At 71.8% G+C, this 14,738-nt stretch carries 13 protein-coding genes; 10 read left to right on the top strand and 3 right to left on the bottom strand.

All coding sequences use genetic code 11. The annotated features are described in order from the left end of the window. The 9 genes from ACLF3M_RS34550 to ACLF3M_RS34590 form a co-directional block, all read left to right on the top strand. On the top strand, positions 1 to 1,087 hold a 1,087-nt coding region (locus ACLF3M_RS34550), incomplete at its 5' end, for a type VI secretion IcmF C-terminal domain-containing protein (protein ID WP_430661568.1). A 37-nt stretch (positions 1,088 to 1,124) separates the two neighbouring features. Beyond that, the gene (tagF, locus tag ACLF3M_RS34555; protein ID WP_430661569.1) at positions 1,125 to 1,703 is read left to right on the top strand and encodes a type VI secretion system-associated protein TagF; all 579 of its coding nucleotides are present in this window, start codon (positions 1,125 to 1,127) and stop codon (positions 1,701 to 1,703) included. Then, the gene (locus tag ACLF3M_RS34560) at positions 1,700 to 2,434 is read left to right on the top strand and encodes a PP2C family protein-serine/threonine phosphatase (RefSeq protein ID WP_430661570.1); all 735 of its coding nucleotides are present in this window, start codon (positions 1,700 to 1,702) and stop codon (positions 2,432 to 2,434) included. The genes tagF and ACLF3M_RS34560 overlap by 4 nt, the downstream gene beginning before the upstream one ends. Positions 2,435 to 2,590: 156 nt before the next feature. Beyond that, positions 2,591 to 3,574: a hypothetical protein gene (locus ACLF3M_RS34565; protein WP_430661571.1), complete on the top strand. Its 984-nt coding sequence runs from the start codon at positions 2,591 to 2,593 to the stop codon at positions 3,572 to 3,574. A gap of 4 nt (positions 3,575 to 3,578) precedes the next feature. Beyond that, positions 3,579 to 6,587: a caspase family protein gene (locus ACLF3M_RS34570; RefSeq protein ID WP_430661572.1), complete on the top strand. Its 3,009-nt coding sequence runs from the start codon at positions 3,579 to 3,581 to the stop codon at positions 6,585 to 6,587. A 41-nt stretch (positions 6,588 to 6,628) separates the two neighbouring features. Further along, positions 6,629 to 7,684 carry a DNA polymerase III subunit delta' gene (locus ACLF3M_RS34575; protein WP_430661573.1) on the top strand — a complete coding sequence of 352 codons (1,056 nt, stop codon included), beginning with the start codon at positions 6,629 to 6,631 and terminating at the stop codon, positions 7,682 to 7,684. Between the two features lie 19 nt (positions 7,685 to 7,703). After that, entirely contained in the window at positions 7,704 to 9,227 is a 1,524-nt protein-coding gene (gene metG / locus ACLF3M_RS34580) for a methionine--tRNA ligase (protein WP_430661574.1), read from the top strand. Next, entirely contained in the window at positions 9,227 to 10,006 is a 780-nt protein-coding gene (locus ACLF3M_RS34585) for a TatD family hydrolase (RefSeq protein WP_430661575.1), read from the top strand. The genes metG and ACLF3M_RS34585 overlap by 1 nt, the downstream gene beginning before the upstream one ends. 7 nt (positions 10,007 to 10,013) lie before the next feature. Then, positions 10,014 to 10,805, top strand: a complete 792-nt coding sequence (locus tag ACLF3M_RS34590) for an MBL fold metallo-hydrolase (RefSeq protein ID WP_430661576.1) — start codon at positions 10,014 to 10,016, stop codon at positions 10,803 to 10,805. A gap of 132 nt (positions 10,806 to 10,937) precedes the next feature. Here ACLF3M_RS34590 and ACLF3M_RS34595 read toward each other — a convergent pair whose 3' ends face one another. Continuing rightward, a complete protein-coding gene (locus ACLF3M_RS34595) occupies positions 10,938 to 11,189 on the bottom strand; it encodes a hypothetical protein (RefSeq protein WP_430661577.1) in 252 nt (83 codons plus the stop codon). A 174-nt stretch (positions 11,190 to 11,363) separates the two neighbouring features. On the opposite strand from ACLF3M_RS34595, the gene mazG reads away from it, so the two are divergent. Next, positions 11,364 to 12,167, top strand: coding sequence for a nucleoside triphosphate pyrophosphohydrolase (gene mazG, locus ACLF3M_RS34600; protein ID WP_430661578.1), 804 nt, complete (start codon positions 11,364 to 11,366; stop codon positions 12,165 to 12,167). A 177-nt stretch (positions 12,168 to 12,344) separates the two neighbouring features. Here mazG and ACLF3M_RS34605 read toward each other — a convergent pair whose 3' ends face one another. Then, positions 12,345 to 13,298: a pirin family protein gene (locus ACLF3M_RS34605; protein ID WP_430661579.1), complete on the bottom strand. Its 954-nt coding sequence runs from the start codon at positions 13,296 to 13,298 to the stop codon at positions 12,345 to 12,347. Positions 13,299 to 13,450: 152 nt separating this feature from the next. Continuing rightward, on the bottom strand, positions 13,451 to 14,738 hold a 1,288-nt coding region (locus ACLF3M_RS34610), incomplete at its 5' end, for a calcium-binding protein (protein WP_430661580.1).

The following is a 14,738-nucleotide window of genomic DNA, read 5'->3' on the forward strand; positions in this document are numbered from 1 at the left end:
CACCGGCACGGTGACCGCGGGCGGCCATAGCTTCGGCGCCTTCAGCCTGTTCCTCTGCGGCGCGGTGGACAACCGCTACAAGCCGCTGCGCGACCTCGTCGGCAGCGGGCCGGGCGCGCCGCTGGACAACATCCTGGCGATGCTGACGCAGCTTCAGCAGCAGCTCTCGCAACTCGCGCAGGCGCAGGCGAGCGGCAATGCCGCGCCGCTGCCGACCGGCGCCGATCCCGTGGCGCTCCTCCGCGCCGAGGCAACGCGCCAGCCGGAGCCCGTGGCGCGCTGGATCGGCGGCATCGCGCAGAACGCGACGGCGCTGCGCGGCGGCGGCGTGCGCGCGCAGGCCGCGGCGGCCTGGAACGGCGGCGCCGGCGGCGGGGGTGGCGGCGGCGGTGGTGGCGGTGGGGGCGGCGGCGTCTCGCCGGCGCAGCTCTGCCGGCAGGCCGTGGATGGGCGCTTCCCCTTCACGCCGGGCGCGGCCAACGAGATCCCGATGGACGACTTCGCGCGGCTGTTCGCGCCAGGCGGGATGCTCGACACCTTCTTCAACACGCAGCTCAGGCCCTTCGTGGACCAGTCCGGCCGCAACTGGCGCCCGCAGGCCGTGGACGGCGTGCCCTCGCCGGTCGGCGCGGAGGCCGTGCTGAACTTCCAGCGCGCCGCGGTGATCCGCGACATCTTCTTCCAGGGCACGCCGCAGCCGGGCTTCCGCTTCGACATTGCCCCGCTGCAGATGGATGCGAGCCTGCGGCAGACGACGCTCGACCTCGACGGCGTCGTGGTGACCTACGCGCATGGTCCGACGCGCTCGACCCAGGTCGCCTGGCCCGGGCCGAACCGGATGACCAATGTGCGCCTGGTCTTCGACCCGGCGCCGAGCAGCGCGCCGGGCGTGCTGCAGGCCAACGGGCCCTGGGCGCTGATCCGCCTGATGCAGCAGGGGCGCATCCAGCAGGCGGGCGCGGCGGAGCGCTTCACGCTCACCTTCACCTCGGGCGAGCGCAGCATCGCGTATGAGATCCGCGCCTCCTCCACCCTGAACCCGCTGGCCACGACGGTCCTGCGGGAATTCCGGTGCCCAGGTTTATGAGCGGCCTCGGGCGCCGGCGGCCTTGGGATTGGCGCTGATGCAGGCGCGGCTCGGCTTCTCCGGCAAGCTTCCCGCGCGCGGCGATTTCGTCGCGCGCGGCCTGCCGCGTAGCTTCGCCGAGCCCTGGGACGCCTGGCTGGCCGAGGTGATGACGGGCAGCCGCGTCATCCTCGGCGAGAGCTGGCTGCCGGCCTGGCTGGAGGCGCCGATCTGGCGCTTCGCCCTGCCGGCGGGCTTCTGCGGCCCGGACGCCGTGACCGGGGTGATGCTGCCGAGCGTGGATCGCGCCGGCCGCCATTGGCCGCTGACCCTCGCCGCGGTCCTGCCCGGCCTGCCCGGTGCGCCGCTGCCCGATGCCGCCTGGCTGGACGCGCTGGAGCAGGCCGGGCTCGACGCCGTCATGGCCGACGCGACGCCGGAGCGGATCGAGGAGGCGCTTGCCGCCGCGCCGCCCGCCGTCGTCGCCGGCGGGGAGGCCGCCTGGTGGACAGATGGCGCGCCGCGGGTGCAGCCCCGGCGCGTCGCGCTCGGCGCCCTGCCGGGAGCGCAGGCCTTCGCCGGCATGCTCGACGATGCCGCCGGCGCGCTTGGGGAAACCGTGGGGCTCGCGCCGTGACAGAGACGCTCGCCGCCCGCTGCCGCTCCGCCGCCAAGAGCGATCCGGGGACGCGCCGCAAGCACAACGAGGACAGCTACGTGGACCGGCCCGAAGCCGGGCTCTGGGCCGTCGCGGACGGCGCCGGCGGCCACCAGGCCGGCGAGGTCGCCTCCGGCATGATCCGCGATGCGCTGAATGCCATCCCCGACGGGCTTCCCGCGGGCCGCATGCTGGGCGAGGTGCGCCAGCGCATCGCCCTGGTGCACGAGACCCTGCTGGAGGCCGGGGCCGCGCGCGACGGCATGATCGCCTCGACCATCGTCGTCCTCATCCTGCGCGGGGACCACTTCGCCTGCCTCTGGGCTGGCGATTCCCGCTGCTACCGGCTGCGCGGCCAGGTGCTGGAACAGGTCAGCCGCGACCATTCCCTTGTGCAGGAACTCGTCGATGCCGGCCTGGTCAGGCCGGAGGACGCGGAATCCCACCCCCGCGCCAACGTCATCACCCGCGCCGTCGGCGCCGGCGAGGACGGGCTCGAGATGGACAAGCTGAGCGACCGCGTGCAGCGGGGCGACCGCTTCCTGCTGTGCAGCGACGGGCTGTCCAAGACGGTGCCGGATGTCGAGATCGCGGCGCTGCTCGCGGTGCCGGACGCCGCGCTGGCGCCCGACCTGCTGGTGGCCGCCGCGCTCGCACGGCAGGCGTCGGACAACGTCACCGCCGTGGTGGTTGAGGCGCTGGAGATCTAGCCGGTCGGTCCTGGGCCGGGGGCGGCCGGGCCGGCATGCACCCCGACCAACTGGTTGAAGGGTGACCTGGAACATCGCGCGCAATCGAGTTAGGCTGCGCCGCCGGCTGTGTGGGCGGGGAATGCCATGAGAAATCGTCTGCGTCGTGCAGTCTGCGTGATCACCTCCGCGGCCCTGCTGTCGGGCTGCGTGTCCACCCAGATGGGGCGCATCGGCGCCGATGACGGCTCCGACCCCTGCCGAGCGCAGGTCGTGGCGCTGGACAGCACCGGCGATTTCTTCGGCGAGGACATCATCCGCGGCGCCGCGGTCGGCGCGCTCGGTGGCGCGGCGCTCGGGGCGCTGATCGCGGCGGCCTCCGGCGGGAATTCCCGCAACATCGCGGCGGGCGCGGGCATCGGCGCGCTGGCCGGCGGCCTGACCGGGGCCGCGGCAGGCTACTACTCCGCGCGGCAGCGCCAGGCCTCCGACCAGGCCTCGCTCAACATGGCGATCGCCAACGACCTCTCGCTGGAGAACGCGCAGCTCGACCGCACGCAGCTCGCCTTCAATCAGCTCATGGATTGCCGCTTCGGCACCGCCCAGCGCATCCGCACGGCCTACCGCAACGGCCAGATGACGCGCCCGCAGGCCGAGGCGCAGCTCGCGAACCAGCGCGCGCTGGCGCAGCGCGACGTGCAGCTCGCCCAGTCCATCAACGGCCGCATCACCTCGCGCGGCGACCAGTTCGACGTCGCGATCGAGAACGTCGCGCCGGGCACCAAGCAGCAGGTCCAGGCCGGCGCCCGCGTCAGCGCGCCGCAGCCGCTCCAGGCCCGCGCCGCCGTGCCGCTGAAGCTGCGCCCCGACGCCGCCTCGCCCGAGGTCGCCCAGGTCAGCCCGCGGGAGAGCGTGACCGTCACCCCCGCCGGCGGCGGCTTCGCCCTGGTCGAGACCTCGGCCGGCGTGCGCGGCTATGCGCCCGCCAGCGCCTTCCCCGAGGTGCGCAACACCGCCGCGCGCGTGCAGCCCGCGGCGAACGACAACGATGTCCGGTCGCTCGCGGCCACCAACATCGCGCGGCGCGACAACTTCACGGAAAGCGTCAGCAATGCCCAGCGTCTGGCCCAGGGCCAGGGCTTCGAACTGGCCGCGAGCTAGCCTCGTGACCCCGACGCGCCGTGCCCTCCTGCAGGGCACGGCGCTGCTGGCTGCCTCGCCGCGCCTTGCTTTCGCCCAGGGACAGGGGCGTCTCGCCGACCCGCCGCCGCAGCCCTTCCTGCGCATCGAGGCCGGCGCGCATACCGCCTCCGTCGCGCGGCTCGCGGTGGATGCCAGCGGGCGCACGCTGGCGAGCGTCTCCGACGACAAGACGCTGCGCCTCTGGGACCTCGATGGCACGCCGCGCGGCGTGCTGCGGCCGCCCATCGCGCCGGAGGCGGAAGGCGAGCTCTACGCCGTCGCGCTCTCGCCCGACGGCACGCGCGCCTTCGCGGCCGGCTTCACCGGCGGGGCGTGGGACGGCAGCTTCTGCATCTATGTCTTCGACACGCGATCCTCCGCGCTGATCGCGCGGCTGCCGGGTCTGCCGGCGCCGGTGCAGCATCTCGCGGTCTCGGCCGATGGCGCGATGCTGGCCGCGGCGCTCGGCGGGCGCGCGGGCGTGCGCGTGTGGGATGCGCGCAACGGCCGCGCCGTGTTCGAGGACACCGGCTTCGCCGCGCCCGCGCGCATGGTCGGCTTCTCGCCGGCGGGGGACCGCGTCGCCGCGACGGGCGCCGATGGCCGCGTGCGGGTCTACGAGGCGCGGAACGGCCGCAAGCTCGCGGAACGCGTGCCGGTGCAGAACGGCCGTCCCTTCGGGCTGGCCTGGTCGCCGGACGGCTCGCTGCTCGCGATCGGCTTCGAGGATCGGGTGCGCGTCGAACTCCTCGCCGCCTCCGACCTGCGGCTGGTCCATGCGCCCGATGTCGCGGGGCTGCAGGGCGAGGGGCTGCCCTCGGTCGCCTGGGCCGGCGACGGCCGAGGCGTGCAGCTGTTCGCTGCGGGCTATGCGCGCGTCGCGCCGCAGCAGGCCCAGGTAGCCGCGCGGCCGCCCGCGCCGGGGCAGGGGGGCCGCGGCATCCAAAGCATCGCAGGCGCCGCCGCGACTGAGGGCGAGCGCCGCGACTTCGTCATCCGGCGCTGGGCCGATTTCGGGCTCGGGCCCTCCACGGACATTCCCGCCGCGCGCGACGCGATCGCGCATCTCCTGCCGCTGCCCGGCGGCGGCGTCGCCTATGCCGCGGCCGATCCTGGCTGGGGCCGCGTCGGCGCCGACGGCACGCTCGCGCTGGCGCCGCGGCCGCCCGGCGCGGATTTCCGGAACACCGGCGCGGGGCTCGGGATCTCGGCCGACGGGCTGCGGCTGCGCGTCGCGCTGCGGCCCGGCGGGACGCCCATCGCCTTCGATTCGGCGACGGGGCGGCTGGCCTCGGCGCCGGGCGAGGCCGGCTTCGTGGCGGCGCGCACGAGCAGCGCCAAATTCCCCGTCGCGCCGGACTGGCGCAACTCCAACCGCCCGCGCCTCGGCCAGACGCCGCTGCGGATGGGCGAGGGCGAGTTCGCCCGCAGCCTCGCCATCCTGCCCGACGAGCGCGGCGTGCTGCTCGGCACCGACAACAGCCTGCGGCTGTATGACCAGTCGGGGCAGCCGCGGGCGGGGATCTCGCTGCCCGGCGCCGCCTGGGGGCTGACGGTCGCGAACGACGTGGCGCTCGCCGCGCTCGGCGACGGGACGCTGCGCTGGTACCGGATCACGGCGGAGGGCATCGCGGAGATCGCCGCGCTCTTCATCCAGGTGGACACGCTGCGCTGGGCCATGTGGACGCCGGACGGGCTGTTCGACCACGCGCCGAATGGCGGCCAGGAGCTGGTCGGGCTGCACCTCAACCGCGCGCGGAACCAGGCGCCGGAATGGGCGAGCTTCCGCCAGGCCTATCGCGCGCTCTATGCGCCGGCCGCGGTGCGCGGCGCGGTCGCCGGCGATGCGACGCTGGCGCGCGCCAGGCTCGCGCAGCTCGGCGATGTACGGTCACGCATCGGGCAGCTGCCGCAGCTGCGCGCCGGCAGCGCCTGCGTGATGGCCGGCGGCGCCTGCGAGACGCTGGCCTGGGACGCGCGCACCCTGCCGGACGAGGCCACCGAATTGCGGCTCGGCCTGACCGCGACGGATCGCGGCCTCGGCCTCGGGCCCCTCGACGTGCTGGTCAACGACCGCATCGTCGCCCGGGTGGACGCGGAGACGGGAAGGGAGACCATCGTCGAGGTCCCGCTCGACCCCGGCCCGAACCGCATCGTCACCCGCCTGCACACCGAGGACCGCAGCGCCTTCGCGGAAGGCCCCGCGCTCGATCTCCGCCGCGCGAGCGCGCCGGATGCGCCGGCCGGGGCGGGCCGCCTCGTGGTGCTCGCGATCGGCGTCAACATCTACGCCAACCCGCAGCTCAACCTCGCCTTCGCCGCGCCCGACGCCGACACCGTTGTCGAGACCTTCCGCACCCAGGGCGAGGGCCTGTTCCGCGAGGTCCGCACGACCCTGCTGAAGGACCAGCAGGCCACCCGCGCCGCGGTGCTGGCCGCGCTGGAGGCCGCCGCGCGCACCGTCCAGCCCGAGGACACCTTCATCCTCTACATCGCGGGCCATGGGATCCGGACCGAGCCCGACAACCGGTTCCTCTTCCTTCCCCATGACGTGTCGGATGCATCGAGCTGGGATGCGCTGCGGCGCCAGGGGCTGGAGGACTCCGCGCTCGTCGTCGCGATCTCCCGCATCCGGTCGCGCAACGCCTTCCTGCTGCTGGACACCTGCTATGCCGGCCAGCTGACGATCGAGCAGCTCTCCGCGCTCGGGAACGAGACCGGGCGCTTCCTGCTCGCGGCGAGCACGAGCGTGCAGGAGGCTCTGGACAGCTACGACAACCGCAACGGCGTCTTCGTCTATGCGCTGCGCGAGGGGCTGCGCGGCCGCGCCGCGGTGGACGGGGAAGGGCGCGTCAGCGCGCTCGCGCTCGGCGAGTTCGTGACGGGCCGCGTGCCGCAGCTCGCGGGCGAGAAGCAGCACCGGCAGGACGCGGTGTTCCGGACGGCGCAGCGCGACCTCCGCAGCTTTCCGCTGGCGCTGACGCGGCGCTGAGGGGCCTCGTCGCCCGGCGGGGAAGGGGGTAACACCGGCGCATGGCGCGCGCCCCGAAGGTCCAGGAATTCGAGGAGGACGAGGACCTTCCGGTCCGCGCCAATCCCGACCTGTACGGCCATCTCGACGCCGCCGCCAGGCTGGAAGCGGCCGCGCGGTCGGGTCGGCTGCCCCATGCCTGGCTGATCTGCGGCCCGCCGGGGATCGGCAAGGCGACGCTGGCCTATCGCTTCGCGCGCTGGCTGCTGGCCGGCGGGCCGGACCGGCCGGAGGAACCTGGGACGCCGCCGCTGCATCTCGATCCCGCGCATCCCGCCTTCCGCCGCATCGCGGCCGGCGCGCATGCCGACCTCCGCACGCTCCGCCCGGCCACCGATACTGGCGTCCGCCGCACCATCCGCGTGGACGCCATGCGTGACGCCCTGCATTTCCTCGGCATGACCTCGGCCGAGGGGGGCTGGCGCGCGCTGGTGGTGGACCAGCTCGAGCTTTCCATGCCGCAGGCGCAGCATGCCTTCCTCAAGACGCTGGAGGAGCCGCCGCCGCGGGTCGCGCTGCTGCTGACCTCAGCCGCGCCGGACCGGCTGCTGCCGACCATCCGCAGCCGCTGCCGGCGGCTGGACCTCGACCCGCTCGGGGCTGGGGACATGGATGCCGTGCTGAAACGCCTGCTGCCCGACCAGAACGCGACGGAGCGTGCGCGCCTCGCCACCATGGCGGAGGGCTCGCCGGGCCGGGCGCTGGAGCTCTCCGAGGGCGACGGCCTCGCGATCCAGCAGCTTGTGGAGCAGGCGCTGGGCGGGTTGGCGCAGGGGAGCCGGCGGGACTGGCACGCCATCGCGGACGCGGTGGCCGCGAAGCGCGACGGCTCGGCCTTCATGACCTTCATGGCGCTGCTGCGGCGGGAGATCTCAGCGGCGTCGCGCCGCGCGGCGCGCGGGCAGCCGGCACCGGCCTGGCTCGGGCTGCGTCCGCTTGCCGAGTGGTCCACCCTGTGGGATAGCCTCGCGCGCCTCGCCGCCGAGACGGACGGCCTCAGCCTCGATCGCAAGCAGGCCGTGCTGACCGCCCTCGGCTGGTTATCCCCCCGGCGCTAGGCCCGTCAGGAACACATCCGTGCAGCCCTGCTTCATCACCACGCCGATCTACTACGTCAACGACCGGCCCCATATCGGCCATGCCTATACCTCGCTGGCGGCCGACGTGCTGGCGCGCTGGCGACGGCTGGAGGGCAGGGAGGTCTTCTTCCTCACCGGCACCGACGAGCACGGGCAGAAGGTCGAGAAGGCAGCCGGGGATGCCGGCATGGACCCGCAGGCCTTCACCGACGAGGTGAGCCAGCACTTTCGTGACCTGGCCGTCGCCATGGGCTTTTCCAACGACGGCTTCATCCGCACCACCGAGCCGCGCCACAAGGAGGCCTGCGCCGCGCTGTGGCAGAAGCTCGTCGAGAAGGGCGAGATCTACCTCGGGGACTACGAGGGCTGGTATGCGGTGCGGGACGAAGCCTTCTACGGGCCGGACGAGCTGACCGAGCGCGACGGCGTGAAATACGCGCCCTCCGGCGCGCCGGTGGAGTGGGTGAGGGAGCCCAGCTACTTCTTCCGCCTGTCCAACTGGGCGGAGCGGCTGCTGAAGCTCTACGAGGACAACCCGGACTTCATCCTGCCTGCGAGCCGGCGGAACGAAGTCATTGCTTTCGTGAAGTCTGGCCTGGGCGACCTTTCGGTCAGCCGGACGAGCTTCCGCTGGGGCGTGCCGGTGCCGGGCGACCCGGCGCATGTGATGTATGTCTGGCTCGATGCGCTGACGAACTACATCACGGCCGCCGGCTATCCCACTGACCACGAAGCATTCGCCAAGTGGTGGCCGGCGGATATCCACTTCGTCGGCAAGGACATCCTGCGCTTCCATACGGTCTACTGGCCGGCCTTCCTGATGGCGGCGGGGCTGGAGCCGCCGAGGCGGGTCTTCGCCCATGGCTGGTGGACGAATGAGGGCCAGAAGATCTCGAAGTCGCTGGGCAACGTCATCGATCCGCTGGCGCTGGTGCAGGAGTTCGGGCTCGACCCCGTCCGCTACTTCCTGCTCCGGGAGGTGCCCTTCGGCCAGGACGGGGATTTCAGCCGGTCCGCCCTGGTGAACCGGAACAATGGCGAACTCGCCAACGCGCTAGGGAATCTTGCGAACAGAACGCTTTCGCTGATCCAGCGGAACTGCGACGGGAAGTTGCCGCCAGCCACTGCGAGGGCCCCGGGCGATGCCGGTCTCGGTGCGCTGGTGGATGCGCTGCCCCGCCAGGTCGGCGCCCATCTCGACCGCCAGGAATACCACCTGGCGTTGGAAGCCGTGATGGCCGCGGCGCGTGAGGCGAACGGCTACATCACGGTCGAGGCCCCCTGGGCGCTGAAGAAGACGGACCCCGTCCGAATGGAGGCCGTGCTTCGCCACCTCCATGACGCGCTGCGCGTCTTCGCCACGGTCCTGCAGCCCTTCATGCCAACGACCATGGCGTCGCTGCTCGACCAGCTCGGCGTGTCGGAGGAGGCAAGGAGCCTCGCGGCGCTCGCCACCCCGCTGCCCGGGGGCATCGCCCTGCCGCCGCCCAGCCCGCTCTTCGCCAAGATCGAGACGGCCTGATGCTGGTGGACAGCCACTGCCACCTCGACCATTTCCAGGGCGAGGAGCGGGACGCCGTCGTCGCGCGGGCGAAGGAGGCCGGGGTGGCCGAGATGGTCACCATCGGCACCCGCCTCGGCGCCCAGGCCGCGACGGTGCGCGAGATCGCCGACAGCTATGACGGCGTCTTCGCCACCGTCGGCATCCATCCCCACAACGCCGCCGAGCACCCGATCCCGAGCGTCGAGGAGATCCTGCGCGAGGCCGACCACCCGCGCGTCATCGGCATCGGCGAGTCCGGCCTCGACTACTTCTACGACAAGGCCCCGCGGCCGGTGCAGGCCGAGAATTTCCGGGTCCATATCCACGCGGCCCGGGAATCCGGCCTGCCGCTGGTGATTCATGCCCGCGACGCCGACGACGACATTGCCGCGATCCTGGAAGACGAGACGGGGAAGGGGGCCTTCCCCTTCCTGCTGCATTGCTTCTCCTCCGGCGCCGAGCTCGCCCGCACCGGGCTGCGCCTCGGCGGCTATGTCTCCTTCAGCGGGATGCTGACCTTCCCGAAATCCGACGCGATCCGAGCGGTCGCGGCGGAGGTCCCGGCGGAGCGGCTGCTGGTCGAGACCGACAGCCCCTACCTCGCGCCGGTCCCGCTGAGGGGCAAGCGCTGCGAGCCCGCCTATGTCGCGCATACCGCCGCCAGGCTTGCGTCGGTGCGCGGCATGGGGGTCGCGGCGCTGGCCGAGCTCACGACTGGCAATTTTCACCGTCTGTTCCAGCGGTCCCGACGGGCCTGACCGGAAAATGCTAGTAACGCTACTCGGCTGCGGCGGGTCGGGCGGCGTTCCCCAGATCGGTGGCTCGGACGAGCGCGGCAACTGGGGCGCCTGCGACCCGAAGGAGCCGCGCAACCGCCGGACCCGCAGCTCCATCGTGATCGAGAACAGCGCGGGAAGCCGGCTGCTGGTGGATCCCGGGCCGGACCTCCGGCAGCAATTCCTGGCCTGCGGCCTGGCCAGGCTCGACGCGGTCGCTATCACCCACACCCATGCCGACCACGTCATGGGCATCGACGAGCTTCGCATCGTCAACCGCGTCCGCGGCGCCGCGATCGACATCTTCGGCACCTATGTGACCCTTGCCGAGCTCCGCAGCCGCTTCGACTACGCCTTCCACCCGCCACCGCCGCAGGGCTTCTTCCGGCCGTCGCTGACGGCACGACCGGTGGCGCCGGGCGAGACCGTCGAGATGGGCAGGATCCGCGTCCAGGTGCTCCGCCAGGACCACCGGGTGATGGAGACGCTCGGCTTCCGGACCGGGCGCTTCGGCTACAGCACCGATGTCGTCGCCATGCCCGAGGAAAGCTTCGCGGCGCTTCGGGGGCTGGATACTTGGGTGGTCGGCTGCTTCCAGCGCGCCGCGCATCCCGTGCATGCCAATGTCGAACTGGTCTGCCGCTGGGTCGAGCGGCTGCGGCCGCGCCGGACGGTGCTGACGCATATGGGCCTCGACCTCGACTGGGCGTGGCTCGAGGCGAACCTGCCGGCCGGAATCGAGCCCGGCTTCGACGGCATGCGGATCGAGGTCCCGGACTGACCGGGGCCGGGCGGCCGCCGCCGGCGCCGCCAACCCACGGACTATCCCCGGCTTTTCCCCAGGCCTGATTTTTCCATAATATATCTTATGCGGCAACTACCGGTGTGGATGAGCTGGGACAAGTCCCGGCGGTCAGCGCCCCGCCCCCGCCGCCGTGGCCGCCGCCTGGCCCGCCGCGGCGAGGCAGAGTCGCAGATCCTCCTGCATGAGGTCGCGCAGGATGCCGGGGGTGGTCTCCTCGGCGGCCAGCCGCGCGCGTTCCGCCGCGCAGGCCTCGGTGGCGGTGGATGGTGCCGGGCCCGGGGCCGGCGCCGGCGCCTGGGCATGCGCAGCGCCGGCGGCGAGCGCCGCGGCGAGTAGCCAAGCGGCACGGATCGGAAGCATGGCGGGTCCTCCTTCGCGGCGTGATCGCCGCGGTGGCACCTAACGCCGACGCCCAGCAGCTTGTCCCGAAGCCGTGCCGAAGACGCGGCGAAACCCGGCGCCGCCAGAGGCGGCTTGCCGCCGCGGCGCCGCCGCGCGAGAGCTTGCCCGACGCCCATAGGACAGCCCTACCCCATGCCCGATCCCGCCGACGCGCTGCTGCGCCTGCTCGACATCATGGCCAGGCTGCGTGCCCCCGATGGCTGCCCCTGGGACCGCGAGCAGGATTTCGCGACCATTGCGCCCTACACGATCGAAGAAGCCTATGAGGTCGCCGACGCGATCGCGCGCGGCCCCGATTTCCCCATGCTGATGGACGAGCTCGGCGACCTGCTGTTCCAGGTCGTCTATCACGCCCAGATGGCGTCCGAGCTCGGGAAATTCGCCTTCGTGGAGGTAGCGAACTCCATCAGCACCAAGATGATACGCCGTCATCCTCATGTGTTCGGCGAGGCAGAGCAGCGCACTGCCGAGGGCCAGACCGCGGCCTGGGAAGTCCAGAAGCAGGCCGAGCGCGCCGCCCGGGCGGAGACCGGCACCCTGGCCGGCATCCCGCCCGGCCTCCCTGCCCTGACCCGGGCGCTGAAGCTCACCCGGCGCGCCGCCCGCGTCGGCTTCGACTGGCCGGACGCCGGTGCCGTGCTCGACAAGCTTGAGGAGGAAGCGACGGAGCTGCGGGCGGAGATGACCGCGGCGCCGGACAAGGCGCGCCAGGCGGACGAGGTCGGGGACCTGCTCTTCGTCGTCGCGAACCTCGCGCGGAAGCTCGAGCTGGATCCCGAGGCATGCCTCGCCGCCGCGAACGCCAAGTTCGAGCGACGCTTCGGCGCGGTGGAACACCGCCTGGCCGCGCAGGGCCTGGCGCCGCAGGACACCACGCTCGAGGTCATGGAGGCCGCCTGGCAGGCCGTGAAGGCGGACGAGAAGACGGGCGGATGAGCCCGGTTTTGTGAATCGGCTTTACAGTCCGTTGCTACGCTTCGCCGGCCCTGTAGTAGCGTTACGAATCGACGCGTAGCGCTACTACATCGGCGTGCGCGCTAGCGCCGAGAGCGGTGAAAGAAACAAGAACATCGGCGGCGCCGCCCCCGGTTAGGAAGGGGCGCGCTGCCCGGCTCAGCTCGTCGGCGAACCCGCCGAAACCTCGCTGCTCCCCGCCTGGACCTGCCGCCGCTCCGGAAGCGGGATCCATTCCTTCTCGTCACCGGGCACCACCAGGCCCATCCGGTCGCGCGCCCAGGCCTGCTTCGCCGCCTCGATCCGCTCGCGGGAGGAGCTCACGAAGTTCCAGAAGAGGTAGCGCGGCCCGTCCATCGCCGCGCCGCCCAGCAGCAGCAGCCGCGCCCCGTCCGGCCCCGCCTTGATCGAGACGGCATCCCCGGCACGGAAGACCAGCATGCGCCCGGCCTCGAAGCGGATGCCGGCGACCTCGGCCTCGCCCTCCATGATCCAGGCGCCGCGCTCCTCGTGGTCGGGCAGCGGGACGGCGGCGCCGGGGGCGAGAACGACGTCGGCGTAGAAGAGCTCGGACGCGACGGCGACCGGCGCGGCCTGGCCCCATCCCGTGCCGGCGATCAGGCGAAGGCGGGTGCCGGCGTCCTCGATCACCGGCAGCGTCGCGCCGGGGTGGTGGGCGAAATCGGGGGCGCGCTCCTCCTGCGACTTCGGCAGGGCGACCCAGGACTGGATGCCGGCCAGCCTGTGAGGGCCGGCGCGGCGGGTGGCGGCCGTGCGTTCGGAATGCGCGATCCCCTGCCCCGCGGTCATCCAGTTCACGTCGCCCGGCGCGATCGGCTGTTCGGTGCCGAGGCTGTCGCGATGCAGGATCTCGCCCTCGAAGAGGTAAGTGACGGTCGAGAGCCCGATATGCGGGTGCGGCCGGACATCCACGCCCTGCCCCGTCAGGAACTCGCCGGGGCCCATCTGGTCGAAGAAGATGAAGGGCCCGATCATCTGGCGTTCCTTGGCGGGTAGCGCCCGGCGGACCTCGAAGCCGCCGATGTCGTGGGTTCGGGGGAGGAGGACGAGCTCGAGGCCGGGGGGGAGCAAGTCGGTGGGGTCGGCGGGCATGGCGCAATCTCCTAGAACTGGCGAGGAGATGGGCTCGCCCTGAGCGGGAACCAATTCGCTGCGTAGATGAGGGCGATGCACGTAGGAGATCGGCGACGCAACAATGCGGGGCGCCATCCCGGTCGGAACGGCGCCCGCGACGCATGGAAGGCCTACAGTACGAAGTCGTCAGCTCCGATGCTCGCGAGTGTCGTGTCCTTGAGCGTGATCATGAATTCAGCCGTCGTGGTGACGCCGTTGGTATCAATGATCACGATGACGTCGGCACCGCTGGCATAGTAGGAAACGCTGTTGGGCGAAAGGAATCCGATGCTGTTGTTTGGTCCAGCAAGTACCGGACCATAGAGTGCCGAGAAGTCCAGCTTGTCGTCACCGTTGTCGTCGAAGTCGACGATCACGTCGTTGGTGTCTCCCACCTTAAAGGCGAAGACGTCGTTGCCGCCACCGCCAGCGATCGTATCGGCGCCAAACCCACCATAGATGGAGTCCGCGGCATTGTTGCCCTCGATGCTATCGGCGCCGCTCCCGCCGTAGATCGTATCGGATCCGCCGAGTTCGGTTGCGTTGTTGCTGGTGTCACCGAAGATCGTGTCGTTGTCCGACCCGCCATAGATCAGGTCGGAACCGAAGTTCCCGAATATGGAGTCCGCACCGTTGCCACCGTAGATGACATCGCCGCCTGCATCGCCGGAGACGGTATCGTTGTTGTTCTGCCCGTAAATGGTATCGTTGCCATCGCCGCCGGAGAGAAGATCATTGCCGCCGCGGCCAAAGATTAGGTCGTCTCCACCGGCTCCGCTCAGCGTATTTGGGTTGTTGCGGTCGTTCGACGCAGCGATCAGCGTGTCGGCGCCGGCGTCGCCGGTCGTGTCTGCAGGGGGGGAGCCGCCGGGCTCATCAGTGTTGTTGTTGTCGTCAGGATCGCCGCCGGTCTGCGCCGCTGGCAGTGTTGGCGCAGCGACAATTACCGGTTCATCCGCGCCGGTGATGGTGACCGCCACCGTCCCGTCGCCGGTGCCACCATCGCCATCGTTCACCCGCACAGTGTAGGTGAGCACCACCGACTGTCCGGCAGTCAGGTAGTCGAAGGTGCTGTCAGCTGCGCTGAAGCTCCAGCCAACGCTCCCGGCCGTCGAGCCCGCTGCCTTGGTCACGCCGGTAATGGTCATGAGGTTGAGCAGTTGCGCATCGGTCAGGCCGGCAAGCCCGCCCGTGGTGCCCGAGCGGGCCACGCTGATGTCGTTGGCAGTGTGCCCGATATCGGACAGGTCAGAATCGGCGAAGGTCAGCGTGCCGGAGGTTGCCACCGCCGGCGTCGCCGAGCCGGTCTGGTTTGGCGCCTCGCTTGCACTACCGGAGGAGGTGCTGACCACCGGCGCGTCGTTCACCGGCTGGAGGTCGAGGGTCAGCGTGTACTTCAGGACGCTTTCGATGCTGTTA

Source organism: Falsiroseomonas sp. HW251 (genome assembly GCF_050563545.1).
Classification (GTDB): Bacteria; Pseudomonadota; Alphaproteobacteria; order Acetobacterales; family Acetobacteraceae; genus Falsiroseomonas.